This window comes from Klebsiella sp. CN_Kp073 (genome assembly GCF_040065495.2).
In the GTDB taxonomy this organism is placed as follows: Bacteria; Pseudomonadota; Gammaproteobacteria; order Enterobacterales; family Enterobacteriaceae; genus Klebsiella; species Klebsiella aerogenes.
In genome coordinates, this window is record NZ_CM198051.1 from 872,647 (window position 1) to 887,445 (window position 14,799).

The following is a 14,799-nucleotide window of genomic DNA, read 5'->3' on the forward strand; positions in this document are numbered from 1 at the left end:
ACAGTGTATTAATAAGGGCGCGAATCCGGTAGAATTCCGCTCTTATCACCGCATTTTGACAAATCCATTAAAAGAAACCGACCATGTTTGAAATAAATCCGGTAAAAAACCGCATTCAGGACCTCACGGAGCGCTCCGACGTTCTTAGGGGGTATCTTTGACTACGATGCGAAGAAAGAGCGTCTCGAAGAAGTAAACGCCGAGCTGGAACAGCCGGACGTCTGGAACGAACCTGAGCGCGCACAGGCGCTGGGTAAAGAACGTTCTTCTCTGGAAGCTATCGTCGAAACGCTGGATCAGATGACCCAGGGTCTGGAAGATGTCGCCGGACTGCTGGAGCTGGCGGTAGAAGCCGAAGACGAAGAGACCTTCAACGAAGCGGTTGCCGAGCTGGACGGGCTGGAAGAGAAGCTGGCGCAGCTTGAGTTCCGCCGCATGTTCTCCGGCGAGTATGACAGCGCCGATTGCTATCTTGATATTCAGGCCGGTTCCGGCGGCACCGAAGCCCAGGACTGGGCCAGCATGCTGATGCGCATGTACCTGCGTTGGGCGGAAGCGCGCGGCTTTAAGACCGAAATCATCGAAGAATCCGAAGGTGAAGTCGCGGGCATTAAATCCGTGACCATCAAAATCATGGGCGATTACGCCTACGGCTGGCTGCGTACTGAAACCGGCGTTCACCGTCTGGTACGTAAAAGCCCGTTCGACTCCGGCGGCCGCCGTCATACCTCCTTTAGCTCGGCGTTCGTTTACCCGGAAGTTGATGACGATATCGATATCGAAATTAACCCAGCCGACCTGCGTATCGACGTATACCGCGCGTCCGGCGCCGGTGGTCAGCACGTTAACCGTACGGAATCCGCGGTGCGTATTACCCACATCCCGACTGGGTTGGTGACGCAGTGTCAGAACGACCGTTCGCAGCACAAGAACAAAGACCAGGCCATGAAGCAGATGAAAGCGAAGCTTTATGAGCTGGAAATGCAGAAGAAAAATGCCGAGAAGCAGGTGATGGAAGATAACAAATCCGACATCGGCTGGGGCAGCCAGATCCGCTCTTACGTGCTGGACGACTCGCGTATTAAAGATCTGCGCACCGGGGTGGAAACCCGCAACACTCAGGCGGTGCTCGATGGCAGCCTGGACCAATTTATCGAAGCAAGTTTGAAAGCAGGGTTATGAGGAACCAACATGTCTGAACAACAAGCACAGGGCGCTGACGCGGCAATTGACCTTAATAATGAACTGAAAACCCGTCGTGAGAAGCTGGCTGCGCTGCGTGAGCAGGGCGTCGCATTCCCGAACGATTTCCGTCGTGACCATACCTCTGACCAACTGCACGCTGACTTCGATGCCAAAGAAAACGAAGAGCTGGAAGCGCTGAATGTCGAAGTGGCCGTTGCTGGCCGCATGATGACCCGTCGTATCATGGGTAAAGCGTCTTTCGTTACCCTGCAGGATGTCGGCGGCCGCATTCAGCTGTACGTCGCGCGCGATGACCTGGCAGAAGGCGTCTACAACGATCAGTTCAAAAAATGGGATCTCGGCGACATTATCGCCGCCCGCGGTAAGCTATTCAAAACCAAGACCGGCGAGCTGTCGATCCACTGCACCGAGCTGCGTCTGCTGACCAAAGCCCTGCGCCCGCTGCCGGATAAATTCCACGGCCTGCAGGATCAGGAAGCGCGTTACCGTCAGCGTTACCTCGATCTGATCTCCAACGACGAATCCCGTAACACCTTCAAAGTACGTTCGCAGATCCTGGCTGGCATCCGTCAGTTCATGGTTGGCCGCGGCTTTATGGAAGTGGAAACCCCGATGATGCAGGTGATCCCAGGCGGCGCTTCCGCGCGTCCGTTCATCACCCATCATAACGCGCTGGATCTGGACATGTACCTGCGTATCGCGCCGGAACTGTACCTCAAGCGTCTGGTGGTTGGCGGCTTCGAACGCGTCTTCGAAATCAACCGTAACTTCCGTAACGAAGGGATCTCCGTTCGCCACAACCCAGAGTTCACCATGATGGAACTCTATATGGCCTATGCGGATTATAAAGATCTGATTGAGCTGACCGAATCCCTGTTCCGCACCCTGGCGCAGGACATCCTCGGTAATACCGCGGTGCCTTATGGCGATCAGACTTTCGATTTCGGCAAGCCGTTTGAAAAACTGACCATGCGTGAAGCCATCAAGAAATACCGTCCGGAAACCGAGATGGCGGATCTGGATAACTTCGATTCCGCGAAAGCGATCGCTGAGTCTATCGGCATCAAAGTTGAAAAGAGCTGGGGTCTGGGCCGTATCGTGACCGAGATCTTCGAAGAAGTGGCGGAAGCGCATCTGATCCAGCCAACCTTCATCACCGAATACCCGGCAGAAGTCTCTCCGCTGGCCCGTCGTAACGACGTGAACCCGGAAATCACCGACCGCTTTGAATTCTTCATCGGCGGCCGCGAAATCGGTAACGGCTTTAGCGAGCTGAACGATGCGGAAGACCAGGCGCAGCGCTTCCAGGATCAGGTTGATGCGAAAGCCGCCGGCGACGACGAAGCGATGTTCTACGACGAAGACTACGTCACCGCGCTGGAACACGGCCTGCCGCCGACCGCCGGTCTGGGCATCGGTATCGACCGTATGGTGATGCTGTTCACTAACAGCCACACCATCCGCGACGTTATTCTGTTCCCGGCGATGCGTCCGCAGAAATAATCGCTTTTCGCGAAAAGCAAAAAACCCGGCTTGCCGGGTTTTTTTATGTCTGATGTCAAGGTTCGTCTCTGGCGTAGCCTGGGTCTTTAATGCTCGTCACTCGCGGTTACGCGCGTACACACGCGACAAAGTCTATCAATGCCTGACGCGCATTTTTGTTTTTGGCTTCCAGCACCATCCACGGGCTAAAGGCCCACGGGGTAGCAGCCAGCGCGCTTAACATTTCCGGTAGCTCAACCCACTGATAATCCATGACTTCATCATCATTCGGTTGTAGTTCGCTGACCACGCGTGCGGCAAAAACCGGGCACACTTCGTTTTCGACGATGCCATTCGGGGCGACGGCGCGGTAGCGGAAAGCCGGGTGGACGGGGGCAATATCAGCGATCTCGACGCCCAGTTCGAAGCGGCAGCGCCGGGTGACGGCCTGTTCGAAGGTCTCGCCCTGTTGCGGATGTCCGCACACCGAGTTAGTCCACACGCCGGGCCAGGCTTTTTTGCTAAGCGAACGGCGCGTGACCAGGAACTGGCCTTGCTCATTGAACAACCAGCAGGAAAACGCGAGATGCAAAGGGGTATCGAGCGTGTGGGCGGCATACTTCTCCAGCATACCTGTGGGTTTATCTTGCTCATCCAGCAAAATGACGTGTTCCCCGGCCATGACGACTCCTGAAAAAAATAAATGACCCGGCACAAACCCGCCGGGTCATGTACTCAGGCCACTAGGGTAGCCCATAAATGGGAGAAAGGCATTACCAAAACAAGCCCTGGTAGCATGTTGGCGACAGGGAAAAGCTTGATGTTACAGATACGCAACCCGGTCGCTACCATCAGCAATCCACCGGCGCAGGAGAAATCCGCCATTATTGACGGGGTGATCATCGGCAGAATAAACACCGCCAGCATCGCCAGCGCCACCTGAATAACGATCTGCGGGATAGCGATGGTCATCACCGCGTAGCCCAGCAGGGTTGCGAATATCCCGGCGGTGAACAGATCGAGGATCGTTTTAATGTACAGGATTGACGGATCGCCGCTCATACCTTCGGTCATGGCGCCGAAAATACCGGTACCGCTGGCGCAAAACAGCACCAGGATAGCGACGAATTTTTCGGTGAACTCTTCATGGCCTAACCCCTGAACGGGCGGCAAAACTTTATTAATCAAGCCGCGCGTTGAACCCGCCGCGCTGCCGATGCGTTTTTCCAGATGCAGCAGTTCGCCGAGGAAAGCGCCGAGTACCATCGCCAGCACTACCGCCGGCATATATTTCACCTTCAGCACCAGGGTGATGCCCAGGCCGACGGAACAGAGACCAAAGGTCATCGGTAGCGCGGTTTTGACGCGTTCCGGAAGTTTGCCTCCGGCCATTGCGCCGATCAATCCACCGATAATCACGGCGGAACCATTTACATATGGACCAATTAACATTGCGAGTTCCTGTTACGCGTAATGCAGCGCGCCTTCACCCCAGCGCGGGATGTTATTGACCTCAAGATCAAAGAGGTCGAGCGCGCGGTTCACGCTATGGGTAATAATGTCATCTGCGCTTTGCGGGCGTTGATAGAGCGCCGGAACCGGTGGAAAGATGATGCCGCCCATCTCGGTAACCGCCGCCATATTGCGTATATGGCCGAGATTGAGCGGGGTCTCGCGTGCTAACAACACCAGCCGGCGGCGTTCCTTCAGCACCACGTCCGCCGCGCGGGTGAGCAGATTATCGGTGAGACAGTGAGCGATAGCGCCCAATGACCGCATCGAGCAGGGGGCGACTAACATCCCCAGCGTTTTAAACGATCCGCTGGAGATAGATGCGCCCAGGTGGTTAATCGGGTGTACCACGTCAGCCAGCGCCATCACTTCGTCTAAGCGGTAGTCCGTTTCCAGCTCGCAGGTCTTTTCCGCGCCTTTGGAGACCACAAGGTGCACTTCTACCGCCAGCGGCTGCAGAAGCTCCAGCGCTTTGACGCCGTACTGGAATCCGGACGCGCCGCTAATGCCAATGATGATGCGTGGTGTCATGGTCTTTGCCCTTATTCGAAATCCGGCAGGAAACGTTTTACATCAACCGCTTTGAACTTAGAGCGCTCAAAGTTGTGCTTCAGATGGAACGGTACGGTGCAGTCGAAAATGGTTTTACACGACATTCCCTGCTGCAGAATGCTGGGGCTGTATTCCGGCACCTGCGACGGGTCGAGCGGATGGCAGCGTACGCCAGGGATCACCACGGTATCGACATCGCCCTGGTAACGGGTTTGCATCGCCCATAGCACGTCGTCGCTATCGAAAATATCAACATCTTCATCTACCAGAATAACGTGTTTGAGTTCCGGGAAGGCGGAGAATGCCAGTAGCGCAGCCTGGCGCTGGCGGCCTTCATCGGCTGGAGACGATTTTTTGAATTGCAGCACCGCGAGCAGCTTGCCACCGCCCGCCGAGTGGGCGAAGACGTTGAGCAATTTGCCCGGCATGGCGCGTTCTACCATATCGAGAATACTGGCTTCGGTCGGGATCCCGGCCATGTTGACATGTTCTTCGCCTGGCCCGACGGTGGTGCGCCAGATGGGGTTGATACGATGGGTAACCGCTTTAACTTTAATGACCGGAATCGCCTCTTTGGCTTCGCCGGTATAGCCAGGGAACTCCGGCATGGCGCGGCCGGTATTGGTGTTTTGATCTTCACGCACGCGTACGTTCGGCAGCAGTTCGCCTTCGATAACGATTTCGGCGTGGGCGATGGCTTTTTCATTAATGGTTTTACACTGCGCCATCTCCACCGGATGGCCGCGCAGCGCGCCGGCGATACTTAGCTCATCAAAGCCCAGCGGGGTGGTCGGCGGTTCAAAGCAGGCGGCGATTTCGATAGCCGGGTCCACGCCGATACTAATCGAGATCGGCAACGGCTGTCCCGCCGCTTCCGCCTTCATGCGGAAGGCATCGATATGGCGGCCCGGCGTCAGCCACATTGAGAGCTCATCGCGGCTCTGTACGCACAGACGATGAATGGTGATATCGGATTCACCGGTTTGCGGGTCGGAGGCATAGCACAGGCCCATGGTGATATACGGGCCAGCGTCTTCTTCGGTGTTGGTTGGCGCAGGCAGCAGCTTGCGCAGATCGAAATCATCATCGCTGGCGAGGTGCACCACTTCCTGGCATACCGCCGCGCCCTGCACCATGGTCGGGGCAATGACATTTTCAACGGAGTCCTTTAACAGGTGGCCCAGTTTCGCCGGTTCACACTGCAGGAACTGGCTGACGCGCTGGCGTGAACCGTTCAGACCGATGGCTACGCTGATGTCGTTGAAGCCCTTGATGTTGTTGAATACCATCACCGGGCCGTTCTTACGCGTCGGACGCTGGCAGGTACCACCGGCGCCCACGTAGCGATAAACGCCGGAGAGTTCGGCGTGGGGATCGACTTCGGTATCGGTTTCAACATATTCGCCCGGTAGCGTTTTTAATAGCGCCAGGGCAGAGCGTAAATCATGCACCGATGACGGCGCTTTTTTATCTGAGTGTGCCATGAGTGTTCCTTTGGGAAAGCAATTTCGCTAACCGCACAATATTTTTGTTCGACTAATTAAACAAATACCGTTTACCGGATGCTCAGTAGATCAAAAAGGTTTAATTTAAAAAGCTGTTAAGAAATGATTAATTAAAATAGAGGAATTTTCCGCGGCTTTTTCTTTGATACCATTAGTGCAATACTGACCTGCAGATAAAGAGGGGTTAGATAATGGATCTGAAACGCTTACGCTATTTTTGCCGGGTGGTCGAACATGGCTCGGTTAGCCAGGCGGCGAAATCGCTCAACATGGCGCAGCCGCCGCTCAGTAAGCGGATACAAGAGCTGGAAGAAGAGCTGCAGGTGTCGCTTTTTGAACGCCGCGGCAACCGTATTGAACCAACGGAAGCAGGCTATTTTCTTTATCGTAAGGGGTGTGAAATATTACGCCAGGTGGAAGATACCGCCAGGGAAACGGCCGATATTGCGCAAAAGACCCGTGCGGAAGTGCGCGTTGGCTTAACGCATCTTTATCAAAACTATTTTCAGCCTTTATTAATGGAGCTCTATCGGCGAAATCCAGAGACGGCAATAAATATCTCGGTGACCGATTCAAGTCATCTGGAAACGTTATTAAATGAAGGCGCTATCGACCTGGCCTTAATACAGCGTCCCTACCGTAGTGAGGGGTTCGATTATGTCTCCTTCGACCCGATAAAATTGGTAGCCGTCATTAATAAAAAATGTTTGCCGCATTCGCCGTCTAACCCCTTCGATTATAACGCGCTGGCGACGATGCCGTTGGTGCTGCTTCACCGGGCGAAAGATTCCGGCACCTATGAGATGCTGATGGACCTGTTTCGTAAATCCGGCGTCAGCGCGAAAGTGATTATGCATATTACCCAACCAGGGGTGATCCTCGACTGGCTGGAGGGCGGGTTGGAAGCGGCGACATTGTTGCCATCCTCGGAAGTGAATGCTGAAAAACTGCCTCATTGCTATGTGGTTGATGTCTTCCCCTCGCCGCAGATATTTTATCCGGCGCTGGTGAAATTACCGTCGATGTCGTATCTCCCGGCGCTGATGGATATTATTGCCGGAGGCTATCCATTTAGCGCGCCGAAGGGAGTAGAGGTCGTAGAAAAACCGTAGGACATTGGGGATTGTCCCTCGGGCTGGTATGATATTCGTCCATGACGCCGAGATGAGAAACCGTTGAGTGCAGGACGCCTGATGAAAACACGCTTTTATATCGCGATGATGCTGCTTGGTAGCCTGGTGTTAGCCGGCTGTTCCAGCACATCGGATTCTGGTTCCACCTATACCGTGAAGCGCGGCGATACGCTGTATGCGATCTCCCGTAGCACCGGCACCAGCGTACGCGATCTGGCGCGCCTGAATAACATCTCTCCGCCATACACTATTGAAGTCGGGCAGAAACTGAAACTTAACGGCGGTTCGAAAGCAAAAAGCAGCACCGCCGGGAAAAAATCCTCCAGTACCCGCACAGCCGCAGTAACGCCATCATCGGCGGTGCCGCAGTCCTCATGGCCGCCGGTGGGGCAGCGCTGCTGGCGCTGGCCGACCAGCGGTAAGGTGGTGATGCCGTACTCCACCCGCGATGGCGGCAATAAAGGTATTGATATCGCCGGTACCCGCGGCCAGCCGGTTTACGCCGCCGGCGCCGGTAAGGTGGTCTACGTCGGCAACCAGCTGCGCGGCTACGGCAACCTGATCATGATTAAGCATAACGAGGATTACATCACCGCGTATGCGCATAACGATAAGATGATGGTTAATAACGGCCAGAGCGTGAAGATTGGCCAGCAGATTGCGACCATGGGCAGTACGGACGCCGATTCCGTACGGCTGCATTTCCAGATTCGCTATCGCGCCACGGCCATCGACCCGCTGCGTTATCTGCCGCCGCAAGGCAGTAAGCCTAAGTGCTAAAAGGTTATTTTATCAGCAGTTAGCCCAATCCGGGCTTGCCACAGGGTGCGTAAGGTCTATAATGCTTTTCGCACCTCTTCGCGGGCGTAGTTCAATGGTAGAACGAGAGCTTCCCAAGCTCTATACGAGGGTTCGATTCCCTTCGCCCGCTCCAAACTCAAGTCTCCTGAAGTCTACCAAACTCAATTTTCCCCTGATAAATCAGCAGTTATAGCATTCTATTAGTCTATTGAACTCAATTGTACTCCCCCAGGGTCAAGCTCAATGTGGGGGTATGGATGGGGGTATAATTGTACCCCCTGCTGAGAGGTACCCCCAATGAAGCTGACAGCTCGTCAGGTTGAAACTGCAAAACCTAAAGATAAGCCCTACAAACTCGCTGATGGTGGTGGTCTTTACCTGCTGGTTAATCCCAACGGTAAAAGATACTGGCGTCTCAAATACCGTTCGCTAGGTAAAGAGAAGCTGCTCGCTATTGGCGTTTACCCCGATGTTTCTTTAGCTGAAGCCAGAAATAAGCGTGAGGATGCAAAAAGGACATTAGCGGCTGGCAACGATCCTTCTCTTGAACGGAAAATTGAGAAACTTAGTCGTCAACAAGATGCAGAAAACTCTTTTGAGGCTATCACGCGGGAGTGGTATCAGCGTCGCTATGACCGCTGGTCTGTCTCCTACCGCGAAGAAATGTTGAGAACCTTTGAAAAGGATGTGTTCCCTTATATCGGTCACCGGCCAATCAAAGATATCAAGCCGATGGAGTTGCTTGCTGTTCTTTCAAAAATAGAAGCACGAGGAGCAACTGAGAAGGTCCGTAAGGTTCGCCAGCGTTGTGGAGAAGTCTGGAAGTATGCCGTTGTGACTGGCAGGGCCGAGTACAATCCAGCACCTGATCTAGCCAGCGCCGTGATTCCTCATGAGAAAGAGCACTATGCTTTTTTAACCCAAGATGAATTGCCAGAGTTTCTTCGGACTCTGAACACCTATGTCGGTAGTGTACTTGTTAAGATTGCGATGCAATTACTTATTTTGACTGGAGTAAGACCTGGGGAGTTGAGGCAAGCGGAGTGGCAGGAATTTGATTTTGAGAAAAAGGTGTGGAATGTACCAGCGGAACGCATGAAAATGCGCCGCCCTCATCTGGTTCCGTTATCAAGCCAGGCAATTGACCTACTTAATCAGCTTAAACCCATAACGGGAGCAGGAGCGTTGCTGTTCCCAGGACGTAATAATCCTAAGAAACCGATGAGTGATATGGCATTGACTGTGTTGGTCAGGCGTATCGGCTATGCAGGACGCGTTACAGGGCACGGATTCCGCCACACGATGAGTACCATTTTGCATGAGCAGGGATTTAATTCGGCCTGGATCGAGCTACAGCTGGCTCATGTCGACAAGAACTCAATTCGTGGAACGTATAACCATGCTCAATATTTGGAAGGTCGGCGGGAGATGATGCAGTGGTATGGTGATTTCATCGGTCAAGCAGGAAAATCCGGATCACCGCTAGCTTATGCAGCTATTAGCTTTACTGCTGAATTAGAGTGAGAAGGGGCAAGTTGAGCCTCTTCTCAGCGAAGAGGCTCAACGTGAACCTATTTTTTGAGTTAATACTTTTTGCAAATTTTTTTGTGCCGTTGGATGTAAAGATCTGCGGGGGTTAGGGATGAAAATCATGCTATGTTAGTCTTTGAGGAGTGAGTCAAAATGTTATAACTTTTTCAAAGAGGCGTTACATCGTGAAAGTCGTTTTTAATGTTAATGGTAAAAAAGTTCCGCTCAAATCTCTGCAATATATAAGTAAAGCAAATCAACTCGAAGTTATGCGGAATTGGTTTTTTGAGAATTTTGAAGATCCCGCGAACTCTTGCCCGTATGAATCCCGTGAAGGCGGGTATGCTTACATTTATGGGGGCCCATACGAAGCAAGTGAAGAGTTGCAAGCGATGTTTGAAGGATACGTGAAATTTGATTATATCCAAGAATTAGTCAATGAATTACAAGAACAGTGCTATGAATGGTCTGGTAATTCAAATAACATTAATGATTGGTACGATGAAGACTTGTATGATGCTGTTACATCTTCTGAACATCCTTTTTCTAAGTTCGTTGAAAGCATTGATGGAATAAAATTGCTGTCTAAAGGCGAATTTAAAGACAAACAAAAAGATCATCTGCTTAGTATCCTATATATTAATGTCATTACAGCCCTGGAAACACTTTATGTTGAGCTATTTATTAACTCTATAGATAAAAACGACTCATATCTTGCTGACTTTATAGAAAAAGGCAAGACGGAATTTAAGGTAAATAAAGAAATATTGGCTTTGCCATTCAAAGGTGAAACTATTGAAAACATGAGGGCAGAATTAATTAAGGTAATTAAAGAGCATTTGATTAGTGCAAGTTGGCATAGCACAAACAAAGTTGTAGGACGTTATAAAGCTACATTTGATATAAAAGTACATAAAGAGTGGCCAATAGATGCGATCGAAATAGCAACTCAAAAGCGTAATCATTTAGTCCATCGTGGCGGAAAAGATAAAGAAGGTAATTCTGTAGTGATTACTGAAAAAGATTTAGAAATGTTGCTGGATCATGCACAATCTCTTGGGGAAAAATTGTTTGATAGCCTTGAGGTGGCATTACAGAAAAAAGATGAGAGTGAATTTTGAGTCTCGGGGTAGGTTGATAGTGCTACCGATAACGAGCAAGCAAATGATACTCGGCAGGCTGTGCCTGCCGGAGGATTACTTTTTACTTCCAAATTGAATGCCGAGAAGTTTATTCTCTGCTTTATCGCCACGTAGAGTAAGAACAATTTTTGATTTCAGTTCTAACATTTCGATTTCAGATAAAGTTGTTTCCATAGCATTAAAGTTTTCAGTGTTTAAAGATGCTATATATTGCTTTCCGCTTCGTTTTAATGACTGATTGACAAATGAGAACCATCTTGCGCGAACACCTGGATCTATATCAGCAAAAAGACGGTTATCATGCCATAGCATATCCATGGCATGGTTTTCACCACATGTAAATACTAACCAGTCAAAGCATAATATCCTAGCATCATTGATCCCATCCGAATCATCACCCTCGATTTGGATGCTTAGATCATAACGAATTTTGTTGTCACCAGTATTAACATCCAAAACTATTCCTGCTGGTACCCTTGGGTACATTATTTCTGCGAGCTCAGCAAAAATTTTATCGTATTCTGAAAGAGGATTTGTAGAAGCATAGTTTACCGCTAATCTGTCTTGTTCAACTTTTCGTTCTCTTAGATTTTGAGCTTTCTGTTGAAGGTTAATAGCAAAATTTAAATAATCATGTAACCTTTCTTTTTCTTCTTTAAATTCAGCTAGTTGTCTAGCTATGACTGCGTATTCGTCAAATGCTTTCTTGCCTTGCAGGGATTCCAAATATGAATCACGCAATGCTGAAATATCCTTAATGTCAATTTTAAGAGATTCAATTTCTAACAAAAGTTTTATTTTATCATTTTCAAGTCTTTTCTTTCTGTTAAAAGATAATGATTTGTGAAAATTTTCAACTGACTCAAAATGGGCCAATGTTTCTGGCTTGAAAATCTCTTGTAAGCCATTGTACAGTTCAAGAAGGTCTTCTCTTGAAATGTCAGGATGTGCTAATAAAGTTTTTTCTATATTATTTACTTTAAATTCAGCTATATTTTTGTTTTTTTTAACTTCTCGTAATTTTATAGTTAAACTGTTTGTTTCATTCTCAATAGCTCTGTATTGCTCGTGAACTTGAAATGCATTCAGTTCATCCTGCAGTCTTGGGATCTCTCTTTCTAGCCACTCATAGCGTACTTTAGGTTGAGAGCCTGCTCTAAACATGTCTTTTAGAATATCATCGTCTTGCCAATTTTTTAGCGATTGACTTACTTTATCCAGCTCCTGCTTATTATTTCTTTTAGATAATATTAAATTATGATCTATACCGAGAAGAAATGCGGTGCGAAGCAATGCTTCAAAGTCCTGCTCCTTTTTTGTCCTAGTTGGACTGATGCAGTCATCTCTGGTATATCGCGAAAAACGCTTAAATAAAGATCTGAATGATAAATACGGAATGTTATTCTCAAGATTAAATATCCCTATTTTATCTAATAAATCTTTAAATGCTTTTAAAGATATTGTTTTGTCATTTAATAATAATTTTTTCCCATTGCCCGTTCTAGATATTAAGTATTCAACTCCATTATGAGAAAAAAGTAAAGAGAACCACCAATCTGGAACTGCTGAAGTTAATTTTTTATCAGCATTAGCTCCTAAACAATGTTGAATGAGACCGAGAATAAGTGTCTTACCGACTCCGTTACTACTGCCTTCTTTTTCTTTAGAGCTATCACCAATGATCAACGTTAGTCCTGTATCATTGAAATACACTGGATGAAAAGTTGGCTGATCGCAAGTTAAGCGAATTAACTTCATTTAACTTTCCTTATTTTGTAATTTGTCATCATTGCAACAGATTGGCATTATTCTGTTTTCATTATCTAGCGTTATTTGTTTGATGCAAAAAAGAATGTCTACGGCAAGCATAAATTGTGTAAAAGAGGGCGTGATTATCGTTGATTTATTTTTCCGCTCTATTTTTGTCCATAATTCTTCTATGGATACCGGTCCATCAATTAACGAACGGATGTATCCTGCAATCGCAATTAGGGAGTTACTAAACCTAACATGCTTATGTGGCAGAAGCATTGCTTGGATGTTCATAAGCATCACATGTCTCAAAATATTTAGCTAAAATTAACTCTGCTGCAAATCGATAACTCGCGACCGCACTTGTGGGAACTTGCGGGGGAAGGAGTTTATCTATCATCCAAGTATATCTTAAATCTGCATAATTGTGGTTATCTTCAGTTATCGCCAATTTACTTTTTGCATAAGTATCTTTAACTTCTTGAGCTATAGTTTGTTCAAAACCGCTATCAACAGAATCTAAAAATTCATTTATCAAATATAGTTGATAGCTAAAAGATTCCAGCCTGCTTTTTATTGGTTTTGTAATACCATTTATTTTTATTTTATCTTCGAAGTCCGGGGCTGTTTCACTTAAAAAATTCATGGGTGAAGAAGATTTTTGTGCTAAAAAAGTCAATACTTCGCCAACAGCTCGAGTATCTGTAAAGTCTAAATCAACCTCAGGAATGAAACCTACAATATCTTGCTTTTCACCCTCGGATAATGACATAAACTTTTGAAGGAGCTCCATCCCGCCCATTGCACCTGCGTGATTAAGACTTTTACTGATTGCAAGTGTATTTAATGAAAGTCCAACAGGTGCTGGAATACCCTTAAAATAATCATTCATTACAAAAGTATATTTTGATACTTTCCCCCATTTGGCGACTAATTTATCAAAGTCGCCAATCGATTTATTAACAGCTTCTAGCTCTTTGGTTTGATTTGAAGGTTTAGGTCCATAAACTTGGAAGTAATGAGCCTCATGAGCAATCCACCCATCATTCCCGCCATCTCCCCAGTTTCCCCAAGGGGAAACAGCTTGAAAGCCAGGAGTCGCGTATTGCATAACCTTCGAAAAAAGCGCCTGAAAACTGTCTCCCATACATTCATGTACTTTTAACCGAAAGAACTGTCTGTAGAGGTAATCTTGCTGTGTCGAACTCATTTTCGTCTCATCCATGATGAACACTTTTGATGATAATATCCTCTCATTCATTGTTGTAAACCTATGATTAGCAAAATTGGAGATGCTTTCACTTTAGAGTAGGTATCTAAAGGTAATAAATTATCAAAACAGGTTGTATAGATATCAAATTGAATACGATTTTACATATATGTTAATCTGATTAGTATCAGAGAAAAACAGGAGTCCTTAATGTCGCTTATCCCCCTACAACTCTTCAAAAACCTCTCCGATGAAACCCGTTTGGGTATCGTGTTGCTGCTCAGGGAGATGGGAGAGCTGTGCGTGTGTGATCTCTGCACGGCGCTGGATCAGTCACAGCCCAAGATCTCCCGTCATCTGGCAATGCTCCGGGAAAGTGGACTATTGCTGGATCGCAAGCAGGGCAAGTGGGTTCACTACCGCTTATCTCCGCATATTCCTTCATGGGCTGCTCAGGTAATTGAGCAGGCTTGGTTAAGCCAACAGGACGACGTACAGGCCATCGCCCGTAAGCTGGCATCGGCAAACTGCTCTGGTAGCGGTAAGGCTGTTTGCATCTAAAAAATTAGCCTGAACATATATGCTTTTTCGAATGTGAGGTATTCAGAATGAAGACGTTAACGGTGTTTGACCCGGCAATGTGCTGCAGTACCGGCGTATGTGGCTCAGATGTCGATCAGGTTCTGGTTGATTTCTCTGCTGATGTGCAGTGGCTGAAAGGACGTGGCGTACAGGTTGAACGTTACAACCTGGCGCAGCAGCCCATGAGCTTTGTTCATAATGAGAAAGCGAAAGTATTCCTCGAAGCATCTGGAGCAGAAGGGCTTCCGCTACTGCTGTTGGACGGTGAAACGGTGATGGCAGGGCGGTACCCAAAACGTGCTGAGATAGCTCGCTGGTTTGGTATACCGCTGGAGAGGGTAGGGTTAGCTCCCACCAGCTGCTGTGGTGGTAATACTTCCTGTTGCTGATAT

The 14,799-nt window shown here is 48.4% G+C and carries 15 protein-coding genes and 1 tRNA gene; 9 read left to right on the plus strand and 7 right to left on the minus strand.

Features of this window, described 5'->3' with window-relative positions:
• Positions 1–83 precede the first annotated feature (83 nt).
• Together prfB and lysS are read left to right on the plus strand one after the other, a co-directional pair.
• A protein-coding gene (gene prfB, locus ABLV66_RS04260; RefSeq protein WP_108418699.1) for a peptide chain release factor 2 occupies positions 84–1,182 on the plus strand; the annotation gives its coding sequence in 2 pieces (ribosomal slippage) (positions 84–158 and positions 160–1,182; 1,098 coding nt in all).
• A 9-nt stretch (positions 1,183–1,191) separates the two neighbouring features.
• Positions 1,192–2,709 (plus strand): lysine--tRNA ligase, encoded by a 1,518-nt coding sequence (gene lysS / locus ABLV66_RS04265; RefSeq protein WP_015369798.1) that lies wholly within the window; start codon positions 1,192–1,194, stop codon positions 2,707–2,709.
• Positions 2,710–2,815: 106 nt separating this feature from the next.
• Here lysS and idi read toward each other — a convergent pair whose 3' ends face one another.
• From idi to ABLV66_RS04285, 4 genes are read right to left on the minus strand one after another with little or no spacing between them, the layout of a single operon-like run.
• Complete coding sequence (gene idi, locus ABLV66_RS04270; RefSeq protein WP_348876465.1) at positions 2,816–3,370, minus strand: isopentenyl-diphosphate Delta-isomerase; 555 nt, start codon at positions 3,368–3,370, stop codon at positions 2,816–2,818.
• 53 nt (positions 3,371–3,423) lie between these two features.
• Positions 3,424–4,140: a DUF554 domain-containing protein gene (locus ABLV66_RS04275; RefSeq protein ID WP_348876466.1), complete on the minus strand. Its 717-nt coding sequence runs from the start codon at positions 4,138–4,140 to the stop codon at positions 3,424–3,426.
• 12 nt (positions 4,141–4,152) lie between these two features.
• The gene (locus ABLV66_RS04280; RefSeq protein WP_015369800.1) at positions 4,153–4,731 is read right to left on the minus strand and encodes a UbiX family flavin prenyltransferase; all 579 of its coding nucleotides are present in this window, start codon (positions 4,729–4,731) and stop codon (positions 4,153–4,155) included.
• 11 nt (positions 4,732–4,742) lie between these two features.
• Positions 4,743–6,236: a UbiD family decarboxylase gene (locus ABLV66_RS04285; RefSeq protein ID WP_289575887.1), complete on the minus strand. Its 1,494-nt coding sequence runs from the start codon at positions 6,234–6,236 to the stop codon at positions 4,743–4,745.
• 212 nt (positions 6,237–6,448) lie between these two features.
• Here ABLV66_RS04285 and ABLV66_RS04290 point away from each other — a divergent pair, with 212 nt between their 5' ends.
• The 5 genes from ABLV66_RS04290 to ABLV66_RS04310 all read left to right on the plus strand — a co-directional run bounded on the left by ABLV66_RS04290 (position 6,449) and on the right by ABLV66_RS04310 (position 10,842).
• Positions 6,449–7,369, plus strand: coding sequence for a LysR family transcriptional regulator (locus tag ABLV66_RS04290; RefSeq protein WP_289575886.1), 921 nt, complete (start codon positions 6,449–6,451; stop codon positions 7,367–7,369).
• Between the two features lie 81 nt (positions 7,370–7,450).
• On the plus strand, positions 7,451–8,170 hold the full coding sequence (gene actS, locus ABLV66_RS04295; protein ID WP_045391979.1) for an amidase activator ActS: 720 nt from the start codon (positions 7,451–7,453) through the stop codon (positions 8,168–8,170).
• Between the two features lie 80 nt (positions 8,171–8,250).
• Positions 8,251–8,324 (plus strand) — tRNA-Gly (locus ABLV66_RS04300).
• A gap of 164 nt (positions 8,325–8,488) precedes the next feature.
• Positions 8,489–9,715: a tyrosine-type recombinase/integrase gene (locus ABLV66_RS04305; RefSeq protein ID WP_248188263.1), complete on the plus strand. Its 1,227-nt coding sequence runs from the start codon at positions 8,489–8,491 to the stop codon at positions 9,713–9,715.
• Positions 9,716–9,906: 191 nt separating this feature from the next.
• Positions 9,907–10,842, plus strand: a complete 936-nt coding sequence (locus ABLV66_RS04310; RefSeq protein ID WP_046449101.1) for a hypothetical protein — start codon at positions 9,907–9,909, stop codon at positions 10,840–10,842.
• 75 nt (positions 10,843–10,917) lie between these two features.
• Here the strand turns inward: ABLV66_RS04310 and ABLV66_RS04315 are convergent, their stop codons facing one another.
• From ABLV66_RS04315 to ABLV66_RS04325, 3 genes are read right to left on the minus strand one after another with little or no spacing between them, the layout of a single operon-like run.
• Entirely contained in the window at positions 10,918–12,621 is a 1,704-nt protein-coding gene (locus tag ABLV66_RS04315) for a DUF2326 domain-containing protein (RefSeq protein ID WP_348876467.1), read from the minus strand.
• The gene (locus ABLV66_RS04320; protein ID WP_046449099.1) at positions 12,622–12,915 is read right to left on the minus strand and encodes an ABC-three component system middle component 6; all 294 of its coding nucleotides are present in this window, start codon (positions 12,913–12,915) and stop codon (positions 12,622–12,624) included.
• Positions 12,878–13,825: an ABC-three component system protein gene (locus ABLV66_RS04325; RefSeq protein ID WP_348876468.1), complete on the minus strand. Its 948-nt coding sequence runs from the start codon at positions 13,823–13,825 to the stop codon at positions 12,878–12,880. The genes ABLV66_RS04320 and ABLV66_RS04325 overlap by 38 nt, the downstream gene beginning before the upstream one ends.
• A 210-nt stretch (positions 13,826–14,035) precedes the next feature.
• On the opposite strand from ABLV66_RS04325, the gene arsR reads away from it, so the two are divergent.
• A complete protein-coding gene (gene arsR, locus ABLV66_RS04330) occupies positions 14,036–14,386 on the plus strand; it encodes a transcriptional regulator (protein WP_248188261.1) in 351 nt (116 codons plus the stop codon).
• Between the two features lie 47 nt (positions 14,387–14,433).
• Entirely contained in the window at positions 14,434–14,796 is a 363-nt protein-coding gene (gene arsD / locus ABLV66_RS04335; RefSeq protein WP_046449097.1) for an arsenite efflux transporter metallochaperone ArsD, read from the plus strand.
• Positions 14,797–14,799 lie beyond the last annotated feature (3 nt).

Bases quoted from the DNA above. Each gene is read 5' to 3' on its own strand.
- ABLV66_RS04305 (WP_248188263.1), top strand. From the start codon at position 8,489: ATGAAGCTGACAGCTCGTCAGGTTGAAACTGCAAAACCTAAAGATAAG.
- ABLV66_RS04325 (WP_348876468.1), bottom strand. From the start codon at position 13,825: ATGAGTTCGACACAGCAAGATTACCTCTACAGACAGTTCTTTCGGTTA.
- arsD (WP_046449097.1), top strand. From the start codon at position 14,434: ATGAAGACGTTAACGGTGTTTGACCCGGCAATGTGCTGCAGTACCGGC.
- ABLV66_RS04275 (WP_348876466.1), bottom strand. From the start codon at position 4,140: ATGTTAATTGGTCCATATGTAAATGGTTCCGCCGTGATTATCGGTGGA.
- ABLV66_RS04320 (WP_046449099.1), bottom strand. From the start codon at position 12,915: ATGCTTATGAACATCCAAGCAATGCTTCTGCCACATAAGCATGTTAGG.
- idi (WP_348876465.1), bottom strand. From the start codon at position 3,370: ATGGCCGGGGAACACGTCATTTTGCTGGATGAGCAAGATAAACCCACA.
- ABLV66_RS04285 (WP_289575887.1), bottom strand. From the start codon at position 6,236: ATGGCACACTCAGATAAAAAAGCGCCGTCATCGGTGCATGATTTACGC.
- actS (WP_045391979.1), top strand. From the start codon at position 7,451: ATGAAAACACGCTTTTATATCGCGATGATGCTGCTTGGTAGCCTGGTG.
- arsR (WP_248188261.1), top strand. From the start codon at position 14,036: ATGTCGCTTATCCCCCTACAACTCTTCAAAAACCTCTCCGATGAAACC.
- ABLV66_RS04290 (WP_289575886.1), top strand. From the start codon at position 6,449: ATGGATCTGAAACGCTTACGCTATTTTTGCCGGGTGGTCGAACATGGC.
- ABLV66_RS04280 (WP_015369800.1), bottom strand. From the start codon at position 4,731: ATGACACCACGCATCATCATTGGCATTAGCGGCGCGTCCGGATTCCAG.
- lysS (WP_015369798.1), top strand. From the start codon at position 1,192: ATGTCTGAACAACAAGCACAGGGCGCTGACGCGGCAATTGACCTTAAT.
- ABLV66_RS04315 (WP_348876467.1), bottom strand. From the start codon at position 12,621: ATGAAGTTAATTCGCTTAACTTGCGATCAGCCAACTTTTCATCCAGTG.